Origin of the sequence: Pedobacter sp. L105 (genome assembly GCF_009765875.1) — a bacterium.
GTDB lineage: Bacteria > Bacteroidota > Bacteroidia > Sphingobacteriales > Sphingobacteriaceae > Pedobacter.
This window is the reverse complement of sequence record NZ_LMUP01000004.1, coordinates 721080-737851: the sequence shown is the minus strand read 5'-3', so window position 1 is coordinate 737851 and position 16772 is coordinate 721080. Positions and strand designations below refer to the sequence as shown.

11 protein-coding genes and 1 rRNA gene are annotated in these 16772 nt (G+C 40.7%); 3 read left to right on the top strand and 9 right to left on the bottom strand.

From position 1 onward, the window contains the following. Window positions 1-338: 338 nt before the first annotated feature. Window positions 339-2864 carry an ATP-dependent Clp protease ATP-binding subunit gene (locus GSQ84_RS08340; protein WP_158796782.1) on the top strand — a complete coding sequence of 842 codons (2526 nt, stop codon included), beginning with the start codon at window positions 339-341 and terminating at the stop codon, window positions 2862-2864. Between the two features lie 808 nt (window positions 2865-3672). Here the strand turns inward: GSQ84_RS08340 and GSQ84_RS08335 are convergent. The 9 genes from GSQ84_RS08335 to GSQ84_RS08295 form a co-directional block, all read right to left on the bottom strand. Further along, window positions 3673-4746 carry a PA0069 family radical SAM protein gene (locus GSQ84_RS08335; RefSeq protein WP_158796781.1) on the bottom strand — a complete coding sequence of 358 codons (1074 nt, stop codon included), beginning with the start codon at window positions 4744-4746 and terminating at the stop codon, window positions 3673-3675. A 43-nt stretch (window positions 4747-4789) separates the two neighbouring features. After that, window positions 4790-6019: a carboxypeptidase-like regulatory domain-containing protein gene (locus GSQ84_RS08330; RefSeq protein ID WP_158796780.1), complete on the bottom strand. Its 1230-nt coding sequence runs from the start codon at window positions 6017-6019 to the stop codon at window positions 4790-4792. 136 nt (window positions 6020-6155) lie between these two features. Next, on the bottom strand, window positions 6156-7817 hold the full coding sequence (recN, locus tag GSQ84_RS08325) for a DNA repair protein RecN (RefSeq protein ID WP_158796779.1): 1662 nt from the start codon (window positions 7815-7817) through the stop codon (window positions 6156-6158). 222 nt (window positions 7818-8039) lie between these two features. Further along, window positions 8040-9914 (bottom strand): M56 family metallopeptidase, encoded by a 1875-nt coding sequence (locus GSQ84_RS08320; protein WP_158796778.1) that lies wholly within the window; start codon window positions 9912-9914, stop codon window positions 8040-8042. A 2-nt stretch (window positions 9915-9916) separates the two neighbouring features. Then, the gene (locus GSQ84_RS08315; RefSeq protein WP_174238636.1) at window positions 9917-10300 is read right to left on the bottom strand and encodes a BlaI/MecI/CopY family transcriptional regulator; all 384 of its coding nucleotides are present in this window, start codon (window positions 10298-10300) and stop codon (window positions 9917-9919) included. Window positions 10301-10412: 112 nt separating this feature from the next. Continuing rightward, window positions 10413-11312 (bottom strand): DUF4835 family protein, encoded by a 900-nt coding sequence (locus GSQ84_RS08310; RefSeq protein WP_158796777.1) that lies wholly within the window; start codon window positions 11310-11312, stop codon window positions 10413-10415. Window positions 11313-11458: 146 nt separating this feature from the next. Further along, the gene (coaBC, locus tag GSQ84_RS08305) at window positions 11459-12658 is read right to left on the bottom strand and encodes a bifunctional phosphopantothenoylcysteine decarboxylase/phosphopantothenate--cysteine ligase CoaBC (RefSeq protein WP_158796776.1); all 1200 of its coding nucleotides are present in this window, start codon (window positions 12656-12658) and stop codon (window positions 11459-11461) included. A 45-nt stretch (window positions 12659-12703) separates the two neighbouring features. Beyond that, window positions 12704-13030 carry a DNA-directed RNA polymerase subunit omega gene (locus GSQ84_RS08300; RefSeq protein ID WP_158796775.1) on the bottom strand — a complete coding sequence of 109 codons (327 nt, stop codon included), beginning with the start codon at window positions 13028-13030 and terminating at the stop codon, window positions 12704-12706. Continuing rightward, the gene (locus GSQ84_RS08295; protein ID WP_158796774.1) at window positions 13030-13959 is read right to left on the bottom strand and encodes an outer membrane protein assembly factor BamD; all 930 of its coding nucleotides are present in this window, start codon (window positions 13957-13959) and stop codon (window positions 13030-13032) included. Before GSQ84_RS08295 ends, GSQ84_RS08300 begins: the two co-directional genes overlap by 1 nt. 703 nt (window positions 13960-14662) lie before the next feature. On the opposite strand from GSQ84_RS08295, the gene GSQ84_RS08290 reads away from it, so the two are divergent. Next, window positions 14663-14821: a hypothetical protein gene (locus tag GSQ84_RS08290; protein ID WP_158796773.1), complete on the top strand. Its 159-nt coding sequence runs from the start codon at window positions 14663-14665 to the stop codon at window positions 14819-14821. Between the two features lie 257 nt (window positions 14822-15078). Continuing rightward, window positions 15079-16598: ribosomal RNA gene (locus GSQ84_RS08285) — 16S ribosomal RNA — on the top strand. Window positions 16599-16772: the final 174 nt, after the last annotated feature.

Below are 16772 nucleotides of genomic sequence, written 5' to 3'. Positions count from 1 at the left end.
CCATTTTTAGCAATTAAATCCGCTTCAGGGTACAAAATGACAGGTCAGATTTGCGTAAAAAATGATTACATTACCGGGACAATTCTCCCATAACACCCGCTCTTTTATAAAGTAATGATTATTTAAACTACCTTAGAGGTAGTTTTTATTTTTTTAGTGCAAATAAAATATTATTGCTATTGGTGCCAAAAGTTAGTAAGTTTAGTGAAATAACGTCAGCAGTGAAATCTTTTATTGAGTATATGGCGTAATTGTTGATAAAATAAATCGTATTGGTGACGCTTGTTTATAAAACAAATTTTATAGTTTAGGGCGTTCCGTTTTAATAAAAGGTATATATGGAAGCTAAATTTTCACCACAAGTAAAAGACGTGATTTCGTTTAGCAGGGAAGAAGCCCTGAGATTAGGTCACGATTATATTGGCGCAGAACATCTTTTGTTGGGCCTGATTCGCGAAGGCGATGGAATGGCTATCAAAATATTGAAATCGCTGGGAGTAGATACCTCTAAATTACGCCGCTCAATTGAGGAAGCTGTTAGAGGTACATCCAGTGTTACGGTTAATCTGGGAAACATCCCGCTAACTAAACAAGCCGAAAAAGTTTTAAAAATCACTTACCTTGAAGCTAAGATCTTCAAGAGCGATTTGATTGGGACAGAGCATTTGCTGTTGTCTATCCTTCGTGATGATGATAATATTGCTTCTCAGATTTTGTTGCAATACAGCATCAATTACGAAATCTTCAAACAGGAAGTTGAAGTAAATAAAAATGGTTTCAGAGATGAAACTCAGGGGAGCGCTTCTACCGGTGGTGATGATGATTATCGTGAAGAAGAAAGTTTCAGCAGCCCTAAGAAAGTTTCTGATATCAAATCTAAAACTCCCGTGCTGGACAATTTTGGAAGAGATTTAACGAAAGCCGCAGAAGAAGGCCGTTTGGACCCTATTGTTGGTCGCGAGAAAGAAATTGAGCGTGTTTCTCAAATCCTGTCACGTCGTAAAAAGAACAATCCAATTCTGATCGGTGAACCCGGTGTAGGTAAATCAGCCATTGCTGAAGGTCTTGCACTGCGTATTGTTCAGCGTAAAGTATCAAGGGTATTGTTCAACAAACGCGTAGTTACTTTAGACCTTGCTTCTTTGGTTGCAGGTACTAAATACCGCGGACAGTTTGAAGAACGTATGAAAGCCGTAATGAATGAACTGGAGAAATCAACTGATGTGATCCTGTTCATTGATGAGATCCACACTATTGTTGGCGCTGGCGGAGCTTCAGGTTCACTGGATGCATCGAATATGTTCAAACCTGCTTTGGCAAGGGGAGAGATTCAATGTATTGGTGCAACAACTCTAGATGAATACCGTCAGTATATTGAGAAAGATGGTGCTTTAGACCGTCGTTTTCAAAAAGTAATGATCGAGCCCGCTTCGCCGGATGAGACCATTGAGATCCTGAACCGTATCAAGGAAAAATATGAAGAACACCATGGTGTAACTTATACCAATGAAGCTATTAATGCCTGTGTGGCCTTAACTTCAAGGTATATTACTGACAGGTTCCTTCCTGATAAAGCTATTGATGCTTTGGATGAGGCTGGTTCAAGAGTCCACCTGACAAATATTCACGTTCCTGAAAACATCATTGATATTGAGAATAAAATCGAAAATATCAAAGTTGAAAAGAATAAAGTAGTTAAAAGTCAGAAGTATGAAGAAGCTGCCAAATTAAGAGATACTGAAAAGAATCTATTGGAAGAACTTGACCGTGCAAAATCTGCATGGGAAGCGGAAACTAAAACCAAACGTTACACCGTAACTGAGGATAATGTTGCTGAAGTTGTTTCCATGATGACCGGTATTCCTTTGCAGCGTGTTGGTCAGACTGACAGTGTGAAGTTGCTGAACATGCAGGAAACTGTTGCTGCGAAGATCATTGGTCAGGATGAAGCCATCAAGAAACTGACAAAAGCTATCCAGCGTACAAGAGCCGGACTGAAAGACCCTAAAAAACCAATTGGTTCATTCATTTTCTTAGGCCCTACAGGTGTTGGTAAAACTGAATTGGCAAAAGAGTTGGCCAGGTTCATGTTTGATAGTGATGATTCACTGATCCAGATCGATATGAGTGAGTACATGGAGAAATTCGCTGTTTCACGTTTAGTGGGAGCGCCTCCGGGATACGTAGGTTATGAAGAAGGTGGCCAGTTAACTGAGAAAGTTCGTCGTAAACCATACGCAGTTATCCTGCTGGATGAAATCGAAAAAGCTCACCCTGATGTTTTCAATATCCTATTACAGGTGCTGGACGAAGGTCAGCTGACTGATAGCTTAGGCCGCAAGGTTGACTTCAGGAACACGATCATCATCATGACTTCAAATATTGGTGCCCGTCAGCTGAAAGATTTTGGACAAGGCGTAGGTTTTTCTACTACCGCCAAAACTAATCAGGTAGATTCACATTCAAGAGGAGTAATTGAAAATGCGCTTAAACGTGCTTTTGCCCCTGAGTTCCTGAACCGTGTTGATGATGTGATCGTATTTAATACTCTAGGTAAAGAAGAGATCTTCAAAATCATTGATATTGAGTTGAAATCATTGTTCGGTCGTGTACATACACTGGGTTATGAAGTGAAGCTGACAGATGTAGCAAAAGAGTTTATCGCTGATAAAGGTTTTGATAGTAATTTTGGTGCACGTCCTTTGAAACGTGCGATACAGAAATATTTGGAAGACCCAATTGCTGAAGAGATACTTAAAGGAGAGATCAATGAAGGTGATACACTGGAGATCGATTACAATAAGGAGACAGATTTGATTGTTGTAGAAAACAAGAGTCCGGGTAAAAAGAAAAAAGAAGTATAAGCTTACGATTTTTCATCAGATAATCAGGCTGCCTATCCGGGCAGCCTTTTTTTGTGGAAAATATTCTGGTCTGTTGTTTTTCAGGCTGCGTTCCCTTTTCAATGGAACAAGGCCTGAAAAATAACAGGCCAGAATATTTTTTCTTGAAAAACAGATCTTGCATTGGAATATCCTACTGATCATCTGATGAAAAGCGCAAGTGATACTCCAGAGGGGGGAGGTCCAGCATGATGCATAAGCATGGCGTCTATTTTCATTATTTATTTTATTAATCATTTTATGAAAAGCGCAAGTGATACTCCAGAGGGGGAGGTCCAGCATGATGCATAAGCATGGCGTCTATTTTAATTATTTATTTTACTAATCATTTTATGAAAAGCGCAAGTGATACTCCAGAGGGGGGAGGTCCAGCATGATGCATAAGCATGGCGTCTATTTTAATTATTTATTTTACTAATCATTTTATGAAAAGCGCAAGTGATACTCCAGAGGGGGGAGATCCAGCATGATGCATAAGCATGGCGTCTATTTTAATTATTTATTTTACTAATCATTTTATGAAAAGCGCAAGTGATACTCCAGAGGGGGAGGTCCAGCATGATGTATAAGTATGGTGTATTTTTATTTATAGAATTACAGGTAAAGCGTTGGGTTGTTACGGTGGCAGGGTTAGACCCAACTCGATGATGAGCTGCCAAGAAAAATAATAAGCTGCTCGAAGGCCTTCAATGTTTTGTTTTTTCAACAAAAGATTGGCAGCCGAGAGGAGTATATTATTTTTCTTAAATCAGTATTTACTCCCTGGATTTTAGAATAAGCTTAGTTGTGGTTTTGGAACCTTGAAAAGACTTGAGTCAAGTGTTATTGACTGAACGTTGAGTTGGTTAAGCCTGCAATGGAGTTTAAAGGTATCATTGATTAGCTGTGCAATGTTTCCATCGCCTTTCATGCGCTGGCCGAAACGGCTGTCATTGACGTTGCCGCTATGGCAGGACTGTATGGCATGCCATACTTTATCAAACCTGTCGGGGAAGTTCTGACGCAGCCAGTCCTCGAAGATAGGGCCAATGGCTCCATTTAGCCTGACGATCGTGTAGCCGGCTTTTATGGCACCGGCGGAAGCGATGGTTTTGAGTATTGCGGGTATTTCATGGTCGCTTAGCCCAGGTATCAGGGGGGCTACCATGACTCCGGTTGGGATGCCTGCTGTACTGAGTTCTTCCACTACTTTAAGCCTTTGTTTGATGGTGGTGGTTCTGGGCTCCATCACTAACCTTAGCTTTTCATTCAGGCTGTTAATGGAGATATAAACCATACAGAGGTTCAGTTTGGCCATTTCCTGCAGGATATCTTTGTCGCGCAGGATCAGCGAGTTTTTTGTGATCATGCCAATTGGCTGCCTGTATTCCAGGGCGATCTCTAATAGCTGACGGGTAATCTTGTATTCGCGTTCTGCAGGCTGGTAGCAGTCGGTATTTCCTGAAAGGGATATCGTTTCGGCATTCCATCCTTTCTTTTCCAGGAATTTTTTGAACAGGGCAGGCGCATCTTTTTTGACAATGATCTTGGTTTCGAAATCAAGACCGGCACTAAAGCCCCAGTACTCATGGGCGTTTCTTGCATAACAGTAAGTACAGCCGTGTTCGCATCCCTGGTAAGGATTGAGGGAATAGGCCATCCCTACATCGGGACTATCAACTTTGTTGACAATGGATTTTGATTGCCCGATAATGAAGGTTGTTTTTTGATTTTCTACCTCCCAGTCGTCAATTCCCTCAACATGTTCTTTTACATAGGTATTTGCCGCAAAACGGTTATGCGGATTGAATTGTGCACCCCTGCCTTTAAGGTAATTGTCCTTTGTTTGATCATCTACTATCATTAGCTAAAAATACTAATAATATTAGTAATATCAAATAGGTTATTTACCTTTTACTCACAGGGACATAATCCATCGGAACCATGTCTCCAATCTTCTCATAGGCCCAGAAGCCTTCGTACAATAATGATTTTGAATCCCGGATTCCTCCGTTTGCATAAAAATTAACTGGCCCCTGAAGCATTTTTACAACGGATATCTCGTAGTTTGGAATAGTTAACGGCCTCATGATATAGTGGCCGGTATTGGAATACTTTATACTTTCCTCTTCTTTGGTATACATTACGTATAATTCATCCTTGTAATTGATGGTCTTCATATCCGGATAAATGCTTTTGACCAATGTATCTGTAGATACGCCAGACATATCAAGGGTGGCAAATTCTTTTGGCAATTGCATGTAATGTTCTATCAGTGCTATCGAATCTGCAAGTACACCATGAGCACTGATGGTGCCATGCACTTTTTTCATCAGCCTTGCTTTTGTTGCTAACAATACCGCATCAGGTGGCCTGTTCGGGTTTTTAGTCATGATCCTCTTGTAAATAATAAAGCCCTCTTCTTCTACTTTATTTCTATACAGCGATTGAAAGAAATGCTGCGGTGATCCGGCATAGGCGATTTCGCGGTTTTTCAACCATGTTTTTCTTTTTCCTCCGCCACCCTTAAGGTCTTCAAATACAGGAAGGCCTGAAAAATAGATGATCCTTGTATTGTAATTGTACTCAAACATGTTAAGCATATATTTTAAGCGGTAACCTAATGCTTTATTTTCTACGACCAGAAATTCGTTACTGGTAACCCTCAGTATCTCCTGGTCGCCATCGTACTTGATGTACAATACATTAGGGTTTAAGATCTTACATTTGGCAGAATTTGGGGTCTTGCCGATAAAGAAGTCTTTAAATATCTGCAGATTTTTTTCCCTGTTAGGATCGGCTGTAATCACTACCTCATGGAGCTGTACCGTGTTTTCGGACAGCTCGATGGAAATTTTAATATCCTGATTATCTATGATCACACTTTTGCTGTAAGGGAGATAACCTATCATTTGTACTACCACTTCATAAGAGCCTGGTTTTAGTTTGCCTAAGTTAAACAGACCGTCTCCGTTACTTACAGTAGCGGTGGTATAACCACTTAAATATATTCCTGCCCCGGGAAGTGTTTCTCCCTTTTTATCCTTTACCGTACCGCTGATAGAGTATAGTTTTTGGGCCTGAATGTTAAGGCAAAATAATAACAGCAAACCTGTCCCGAGGAGATATTTAATCATGGAGCTAATTTAACTCATCTTTAAGTTATTTTGCAATAAAAAAAAGCCCTGTCTGGGCTTTAAATATGTTAAAATACGTTAAAAGGGCTTTGTAAGCGGGTTGCTAACTTATTGATATACTGATTTTAATGAAATTTTAATGCTGGAGGTCCAATAGATCCTGTGCGTTTTTTAAAGCAGACTCCCCCGGGTTCTTGCCACTCAGCATCTCTGCAATGGCAAATATGCGTTCCTGGGTGTTTAGCCTGCGGATTCCTGTTGTTGTTCTTTCTGCATCTTCTTTTTTATAAACAAAGTAATGCGCTTCGCCTTTTGCTGCAATCTGTGGAAGGTGGGTAATGCAGATCACCTGCATGTTTTGTTCCAGTTCACCAATCACATCGCCTACACGCAAAGCTGTTTCTCCGGAAATACCAGTGTCAATTTCATCAAAAATAAGCGTAGGCAGGGAGGTATGTTTTGAAATAACCGATTTGATAGCCAGCATCAGTCTGGAAAGTTCTCCGCCTGAAGCTACTTTGCCTACCGGTGCAGGAGCCTGTCCTGCATTTGCCGAGAACAGCAGGGAGATCATATCCTTTCCGTCTTTATTGAGATTTTCTACTACAGATTGCTCAATTTTGATCTTTGCATTGGGCATACCTACGCGTACCAGGATTTCGCCCACTTGCTTTTGTGCTGTATCTATAGCCTTACTGCGGTTTTTTGATAAGGTATCAGCTATTTTTTCCAATTCGGTTTTGAGGCTGTTGATCACCCTGATCAACTTTTCAATTTCTTCATCGCTATTTAACAGCGTATATAGATTGTTAGACAATTCTGTCTGAATGGCGATCAGTTCATCAATTGTATTTACCCTGTGTTTTTGCTGAAGGGTATAAATAAGGTCGAGCCTCAGATTAATTGCATCAATCCTGGCAGGGTTGAAAACGATATTTTCTTCCAGGCTTTCTGTTTCCTGTGCGATATCCCTGATCTCGATCAATGCAGAACGGAGGCGCTCATTTACTGCGGTGTATAAGGGATTGAATTTCTCTACAGACTGGATCTGGCTGATGACTTCTTTTAAAATAGGAATTACTGCGGTTTCTTCTCCATCAAGTAACGTATGACCATTTACCAGCCCTCTCTTGATACTTTCGGCATTGTTTAATGCTTCCAGTTCCAGTTCCAGTTCGGCCTGTTCTCCTGGCTGCAGGTGTGCATTTTCCAGCTCGTTGAACAGGAATTGTTCATAATCCTGTTTACTCCTGGCTTCATCGGCTGATGTTTGCAGGTTGATCAGGTGCTGCAGGCCATTTTTATAGTCTTTGAATTTTTGTCTGTACTCACTAAGCAGAGGGGCATGGTTGGATAAGGTATCTACTACCGAAAGCTGAAATCCAGGATCGTTCACTTCAGAAGTAGCATGCTGGGAATGTATATCAATCAGCTTTTCGCCAATTTGTTTCATTACAGCAAGTGTAACCGGGGTATCATTTATAAATGCCCTTGATTTACCATCAATAGATATTTCCCTCCTTAAGATACTGTCGGGAAGAAAATCCACATCGTATTCTTCAAAGAAAGCTTTTAACGCAGTACCGGAGAGGTTAAACTGTCCTTCAATGACACATTTTTTATCCTGGTTGAAAAAGTATTTTGTTTCTGCGCGCTGACCCAAAATTAAGGACAGTGCACCTAACATAATAGATTTACCTGCACCTGTTTCGCCAGTGATGATATTTAAACCTTTGTCGAGTTCAAGATCAACACTATCTATCAGCGCATAGTTCCGTATAGAAAGTTTTTGTAGCATATCTGGATGCTAAATTATGAAAACTTAGTCAATGGATGTTTATTCTTTTTTAACAAAACCCGGGCAGGCAGCTAAAGTCAAAAAAACAAATCAATTTAAGAGGAACCTGGCTATCAAAAAAAGTCAAAAATGAAAGCGGAGCACGGTTGAAAAATAAACAGGCATAAAAAAAAGGCAGAGGAATATCTTCTGCCTTGGAGGTTTCTGTGTGAAAAGATAAAATTAATTGTTGCCTTTTTTGAGTTTTTTGTTAGCCAGCTCTTCTACATCTTTATCAAATTTCTTTTTTAGTTCGATATATTCCGGCGACTGTTTAATCTTTTGCTGATCATCGGTTTCTGTAAAAACTACATCTGGCACCGCAACATTAAATTTAAAATCCTGCATTCTCATATCGGTAGCGGCCATCGCTTTTTGTGCAACTTTCATCTGCAATTGTGCATTTTGCTGCATTTCTGCCAAATGTTTTCTTTGCTCCGGTGAGTTGTACATAGCCTGCATTTCCATGGCGTATTTTTCCAGTTTAGCCCTTTGCTCGGGTGTATTGTACCTGGCTTCAATTTCCTTCGCAAACTTGTCCCACTTGGCTTTCTGTTCCGGAGAATTGGATTTAGCCTGCATCTCCTGTGCATATTTATCCCATTTGGCTTTTTGTTCCGGGCTATTGTATCTTGCTTGCATTTCTTTACCGTACTTTTCCCATTTAGCTTTCTGCTCCGGAGTGTTAAATTGTTTTTGAAGCTGCACACCACTTCTTTCAATCTCTGTTTTCATTTGCTCCAGCTGCGCAGGGCTAGGGCTTCCTGCCATTACCATATCCTGTACTTTTATTGAAAAGTCTGTTATTGCTTTTGAAAGCTCAGGCATTTCAGGGGCTTCGGGTGCTTCTGGTTGATGAACTTTAGGATCAACGGGTGCAGGCGGCGGTGGAAATCTTACCGGTTCAACAGGAGGAGGTGGAGGAGGAAATCTCATCTTAGATTTGGGTTCCACTGGCGGTGGTGGCGGAACTCTAAACCCTTTTTTAATCTTTTTCTTCGCGGTATCCAGTGGGCTCAGGTCGTACAGCGGAGCACTAACATTATTTTGTACAATTACTTTTTTGATGGGTTTGTCATTCTTTTCAGGACTGATCCAGGCTAATGAAACTATAGTAGCCAGGGTTAAGGTTACAGTGAAAAGCTTTTGTTTGGAATTCATGTAGTTCGTTTTCATATCTGTGATTCTTTTAATGCGTTGATATAAATGTTGATTTGTTCCAGTGGCCGCTAAGGCAAGTACGGGACTATGCTTATCGGTTAACAGTTCCAGTTTTAAAAGGGCGTGTGCATAGGTAAGCGGTTGATCGGTCAGCTTGACTACCAGGTCATCACAGGCATGCTCTCTTTCGATGTCTATAAATTTTCCGGTAAGCCATATAAAGGGATTGAAAAATAGTACTGTGTCAATCATTGTCCTGATCAGGTTAAACAGGTAATCATTTCTCCTGATATGGGATAGTTCATGTATCAGTATCGCTTCTACGTGGTTAAGTTCCATTTGTGCTGCCAATGCTACCGGAAAAAGGATAACTGGTTTCAGGAAACCGATCACAAGAGGGACGTTTACATGATCAGAAAGCCGGAAATCAATATGTTTTCTGATATTCATATTTCTTGTAAGGTTTTGAAAAAGCTTTGCCCATTCTTCAGGAACTTTTGAATAGTTAGCCTTTTTAAGCTGGTTTACCTTTTTATATCCCTGAACGACAATAACAGACTGTATAAGCAACCCTATCAGATAGAGCAGGACCAGGGCAGGAAACAAACGCTCTGCGTATTTTATAAAAATCGGTGTTGCGATAGCTGGAAATGCGGCTGGCATATCGGATACAGCTGAAGCTGACGGCCAGTGAAAGACAGAAATAAATGTGCATACAAAACAGATAAACATTAAACAGTTTGCCACATAGGCCAGTTTATATTTTAGTTTCGCATTTAGCTTAAATACATTCAGCTGGCTGGGCAGCAGCAAAGCGTAGATGAGGGCACCTTGCCATAGGGAGTGGAGTATGCTCCAGCCTGTTGCCTGTATGAGATTGTTTACTAAGGTTTCCATAATTATTTATGATCTAGTTCATCCAAATATTTCTTTATTGCTTCTATTTCATCCTTACTGGAGTTATGATTTCCAAGTGCCTGCATAACCAGTCTTGCCGCCGATCCGTTAAATGCATTGTCTATCAGTCTTGATACTAAATGTTGCTGGGTTTTCTGCTGACTGGCCAGCGCGCTGTAGATATGTGTTTTTGAGGTCGTATCTCTTGTCACCAGGCCTTTTTCATGCATGATCTGCATTAGCTTTAGCGTAGTGGTATATCCTGCTTCTTTATTCCTGGTTAGGATCTCGTGTACATCCCTTACTGTACAGTTACCCTTTTCCCATAAAATCTGGAGTATTTCCAGTTCGCTTTCCGTTGGTTTTGTAGTAATTTCTGAAGACATAACATTTGAATACGAATTGTTTCGTATTCAAATGTACGAATATATTCGTATAACCAAAATAAATTTTAATTTATTTTTAAACGGCTAGTAATTAGGTAGGATAGCCTGGGGATCAGTTCTTTTTAAGAACCTCGTATTTGTTGATATTTGCAGGGTCAATCTGGCTCAGCAGGGTATATCCATCTGTTTTATCCTGTGAGCTTCCCAGCATCAGGATGTTTGCTGTTTCTTCCGCTTTGGTTGCAAAATATACGTTCGGGAAAATAGAGCCTAATTTTTGTTTATCCATTTGCTGCAGGTCTGAAAGGTAACCCAGCATTAATTTTGCGCCTTTACCGGGATCTTCCTGCATATGGTCGAGCGTGTTTGTATGATAATTGTAAATGAACACCCTCAGCTCCTGGTAGCTTTTGTTCAGCAGGTTTTCGTTGAGCCAATAGCGGTTACGCAACCCATCAAATGCTTTCCATCCTGTATTACCGGAAGCTTGTGCAATATTCAGGATGTTTTGGGCTTTCAGGTAATAGGGGGTGCCTCCAAGCTTACTGAAACTATCTTTATCTAAGCCAATGACCGTATAGGCATAATAAGAAAGTAGTGAACTCAGATTGGTCAGGTAATTCTGATCAGAGAAATCAATCGGCTGGCCATCATTATAACTAAAATCGAAATCCTTATCGTTTAAATTGAGCAGCGTGCTGCTATAGGTTGTTCCGAAAATAGGCCTGCTGGTTTGTATTTGTGCGTCGGCTGTATAACTGGAGCCACCGTCCCAGGAATTAATGGTAATGACAAGGTTGCAGTCGATCTTTTCCTGTGGACGATAATTTTCATTTGTCCATTTATTGTTATTGAGGAAATCCCTGATGATGGTACGAAGCTGATCTATATTGTTTTTATTGATGTTTGGTACTTTTGGTGCTGACACCTGTACCCTGAAGTTTAATTCCTGCGTATGCGCTGTAATGCAGAATAAGAGGAGAATGAAAAGTAAGGAGAAGATCTTTTTCATTTGAGTGTTATTATCTTTTAATGGTTATGAAGCTTACATGATCTTGTATTCATGGCTGTATATGAACGCTAAGCTCATGCAGGTTTCATCAGCCTACATTTGTTTTTAATCTTCAAACTGCCTGCGGCGATTATCGCATGATGGTTTTATGCCTGGTATAGTTTTAATATTTGGTTACAGATATCTTTGGCAACCTCAGTCTTGGATTTGACAGTGTATACCGTTTTTTCTTCTGCACGATTAAAGATAGTGATTTTGTTGGTATCTTTTTGAAAGCCTGCTCCCGTATCATTCAATGAATTGAGCACAATCAGATCGAGGTTCTTTTTCTTTAATTTGTACTTCGCGTTTTCTTCTTCATTTTCTGTTTCCAGGGCAAAGCCGATCAGGATTTGTGCGGGACTTTTGAGCTGACCGAGGGTGAGCAGAATATCAGTTGTTTTTTTCAGGTCGATAGAAAATTCTTCTTCTTTCTTTTTGATTTTCTGCAGGGCAGGATGTTTTGGCGTATAATCGGCCACTGCGGCACTCATGATACTGATCGTGCTATGGGCGAAATTTGAAGTACAGGCTTCCAGCATCTCAGCGGCGGTAGTTACATCTATCCGCTGTACCTGCCGGACACTTTTTTCTGCTGTAGGTCCGCAAATTAGTGTTACCTCTGCACCTAAACCAGCCATTTCATCTGCAATAGCAAAGCCCATTTTGCCAGAAGAGTGGTTGCCAATAAACCTTACAGGATCTATAGGTTCATAAGTAGGGCCGGCGGTTACCATTACTTTCACACCAGCTAAGGGAAGATCTTTTTTAATATGATCAATAAGGAAATTTATAATTTCTTCGGGTTCTGCCATTCGGCCTTCGCCATACAAACCACTGGCCAGTTCTCCGCTGCTTGGGGATATGATCTGGTTGCCAAAACTATTCAGTTTTTCTACATTGGCCCTGGTGCTTTCGTGTTTCCACATATCGAGGTCCATAGCGGGGGCATAATAAACCGGGCATTTGGCAGAAAGATATACTGCACTTAATAAGTTATCACATAAGCCATTGGCCATTTTGCCCATCGTATTGGCACTGACAGGTGCGATGATCATATAATCGGCCCAGAGGCCTAATTCTACATGATTGCTCCATACACCGGTTTCTTCTTCGAAGTATTTGGTGTAAACAGGATTTTTAGATAAAGTTGCGAGGGTGAGCGGGGTGATGAAATTTTCCGCATCTGCAGTAAGAATTACCCTGACGTTTGCACCAGCTTTAATCAGTAGCCTGATTAATATTGCCGATTTATAAGCTGCGATGCTGCCGCAAACGCCAAGGATGATGTTTTTATTTTTGAGCATGGTCTATTAATGCAATGGTAATGCAAGTTAATGCCTGCGCAGGTATTATTGAGGATCTTTAGCCGGATTTCTGTAATAAACTTTGTCGTTCAGAAATTCGTCGATTGCGATCAGCGAAGGTTTAGGCATACGCTCATAGTGTTTGCTGATTTCAATTTGCTCCCTGTTTTCGAAAATCTCTTCCAGATTGTCGTTAGAAGAAGCAAACTCAGCTAATTTACCATGTAGCTCTTCTTTCATATTGTTAGAAATCTGATTAGCCCTTTTAGAAATAATCACTAAAGACTCATAGATATTCTCTGTCTTCTGATCTAAATCGTTAACATTTCTGGTTACCGTAGTGTTTGGTATTGCGGGTTTATTCGTATTCATTATTGGTTGGGGGTTTTAATCAAGTTAATGGTACTGTCTCTTTTCGATTCTTTAGCTGCTATGGCTTTGTATTTTGCGATTTGGTTAGCTTCAAGTGTCATCATCTGTTTGGCGTTTACTACACCAGCTTCACTATCGCTTTTCAAAAATTTCGCTTCATCAAGATACTTACTCTGAGGGTATTTTTCAATAAATTCATTGGCATAACCAATAGCTTCAGTAAATCTGTCTTCCTGACGGAAAGGGAAACTATGTTTAGCATAGTTATATTGAGATTTAACAATCAGCAAGTCCATGTCTTCTGCATATTTAATATCCGGAAAATCAATCTCTCCGTTTTTCAAAGAAATCACAGACGCTTTAAAGTAAACAATCTGGTAACTTCCCAAATCATAATATAACCTGGCGTTTGTATATGCTTTTAATTCCAGTTTAGCACGCAGATCGGTAATATACTGACTTGCTTGCGTAACTCTTTCACTTTTAGGGTATAAGTTGATAAATAATTGAAGGGCATCAATTGCTTTATAGGTGTTTTCCTGATCCAGTGAATATTCCGGAGAATCCAGGTAAAAGCAATAAGCGCCCATATAACGGCATTCTTCTGCGTTTTTACTGGTAGGATAGGTATCCGCAAAGTATTTAAACTGATAACGGGCAGTAGTGTAATCTTTTAGCCTGAATAAGGTATAAGCATAGTAATAATTCAAATCTTCTGCTTCTGTTCTTCCCCTGTATTTCTGAGAAAGATCTTCAAATAAGATCAAAGCTTTTGAATAATCCTTCTTGTTATACAGTTTAATCGCCTCCTGGTATTTTTTAGCTACATCATTACTCAGCCTGATTTTCTCAAACCGGCTTTTGCAACCTGCAATACTCAAGGCGATTACGGTAAAACTTAATATAAAAACGTGTTTAATTTTAAACATTGTGCAAAGATAAGTTAATAATACGATAACGTCAATTAAAAATAATTGTCCGCTAAGCTAGATAAAGGCTTTATATCAGTCAAGCGGTTAACATAATTTAACAAATAGGATTTGAAACGCGTTTTTTATGAGTTGTATATATATATACTGTAACCGTTGATCTGATTTGAAATTTTTGTTTTTCAGGATGTGTTGTATAGAAGATTATAGATTGAAGCGGGTTAAAGTAAAGGTTGTGCTTGGGGTGTGGGCAAAATGCAAACAGCTTTGATACAGTATCAGTACAATGTTTTCGAATTAGTTGCAACGGTTGTACGCTAATTGTACTCACATTGTTCACATCCCGAATACTACCCGGCCAATTTTCCCCTATCTGATCCGTCCTGATATACCTATAACTTATGTTTAAAGACGCAGTAAAGAGTAGTTATCCTTATTATCTGAATTGAATTGATTTTTTGGAATGCTGTCGCATTTGTTGTCAGCTAGCTTTAACTGGTTCTTTTAAATCTATCCTTAAGTTTTTATGCTTGAAAAACAATGGGTTAGGTGGGTGATACAATTATATTGGTATTATTGTTTGGTGTAACCTATATTTTTCCTACATTTGCATCCCGCTTCGGAGGAAGGGAAACAGTGAGAGTGATAAAAAGAGAAGGATTTGAAAGGTTGTAAAGTAGGACGTTAGTTTAGCTTTGAAATAATGGAAAGAAGGATTAAAACTTCTGAAAATAAAAAAAAGAAAAAGCTTGACAGAACGAAAAATATTTCTACCTTTGCAGTCCCAACAAAAACGGGAAAACAAAACGCTGTTGACGGATGTCAGCTGAGCGAAACAAACAAGATTGAAACGATAGAATGAAAAGATCAACAAAGGAACATAAAGACCTTTGAAAATTGATTCAAACTATTGCAACATATACAAGGCCGCCGTGAGGTTTGCGCCGAGAAGTTCATTAAAGAGATGTCATTTATAAAAACGCAGAGCGGGATAAATCAGTACGAGTTCAAAGTACATGATCCGCAATGATTTTTCAAGTTAGATCTGTCAGACAAATAAGAATACAGACTATTATTAATACAAGTTAAGAATGGTCAGTGATTCAAACACAACATTTTACAATGGAGAGTTTGATCCTGGCTCAGGATGAACGCTAGCGGCAGGCCTAATACATGCAAGTCGAACGATATTTCTAGCTTGCTAGAGAAAAAGTGGCGCACGGGTGCGTAACGCGTATGCAACCTACCTTAATCAGGGGGATAGCCCGAAGAAATTCGGATTAAGACCGCATAAAATCACAGTACAGCATTGTACAATGATCAAATATTTATAGGATTAAGATGGGCATGCGTGACATTAGCTAGTTGGCGGGGTAACGGCCCACCAAGGCTACGATGTCTAGGGGATCTGAGAGGATGACCCCCCACACTGGTACTGAGACACGGACCAGACTCCTACGGGAGGCAGCAGTAAGGAATATTGGTCAATGGAGGGAACTCTGAACCAGCCATGCCGCGTGCAGGAAGACAGCCCTCTGGGTCGTAAACTGCTTTTATTCGGGAATAAACCTACTTACGTGTAAGTAGCTGAATGTACCGAAGGAATAAGGATCGGCTAACTCCGTGCCAGCAGCCGCGGTAATACGGAGGATCCAAGCGTTATCCGGATTTATTGGGTTTAAAGGGTGCGTAGGCGGCTTTTTAAGTCAGGGGTGAAAGACGGTAGCTCAACTATCGCAGTGCCCTTGATACTGAAGAGCTTGAATGGACTAGAGGTAGGCGGAATGTGACAAGTAGCGGTGAAATGCATAGATATGTCACAGAACACCGATTGCGAAGGCAGCTTACTATGGTTTTATTGACGCTGAGGCACGAAAGCGTGGGGATCAAACAGGATTAGATACCCTGGTAGTCCACGCCCTAAACGATGAATACTCGCTGTTAGCGATACACAGTTAGCGGCTAAGCGAAAGCGTTAAGTATTCCACCTGGGGAGTACGGTCGCAAGATTGAAACTCAAAGGAATTGACGGGGGCCCGCACAAGCGGAGGAGCATGTGGTTTAATTCGATGATACGCGAGGAACCTTACCCGGGCTTGAAAGTTAGTGAATGATTTAGAGATAGATCAGTGAGCAATCACACGAAACTAGGTGCTGCATGGCTGTCGTCAGCTCGTGCCGTGAGGTGTTGGGTTAAGTCCCGCAACGAGCGCAACCCCTATGTTTAGTTGCCAGCACGTTAAGGTGGGGACTCTAAACAGACTGCCTGTGCAAACAGAGAGGAAGGAGGGGACGACGTCAAGTCATCATGGCCCTTACGTCCGGGGCTACACACGTGCTACAATGGATGGTACAGAGGGCAGCAAGCTGGTAACAGCAAGCAAATCTCCAAAAGCCATTCACAGTTCGGATAGAGGTCTGCAACTCGACCTCTTGAAGTTGGATTCGCTAGTAATCGTATATCAGCAATGATACGGTGAATACGTTCCCGGGCCTTGTACACACCGCCCGTCAAGCCATGGAAGTTGGGGGTACCTAAAGTATGTAACCGCAAGGAGCGTCCTAGGGTAAAACCGATAACTGGGGCTAAGTCGTAACAAGGTAGCCGTACCGGAAGGTGCGGCTGGAATACCTCCTTTCTGGAGCAAGATAGATTACCCGCTGCGTAAATGATATAAATGACAATAAATCTCAAAAAGAAAAACCCATAGGATGAAACAAAGTGAAAGTGTTTCAAACTGAAGGAAGGTATTACAGAGGTAAAGGCATTGTGAAGAGACACCTCGAAACAATAAGTACCGTTACTGCTGATA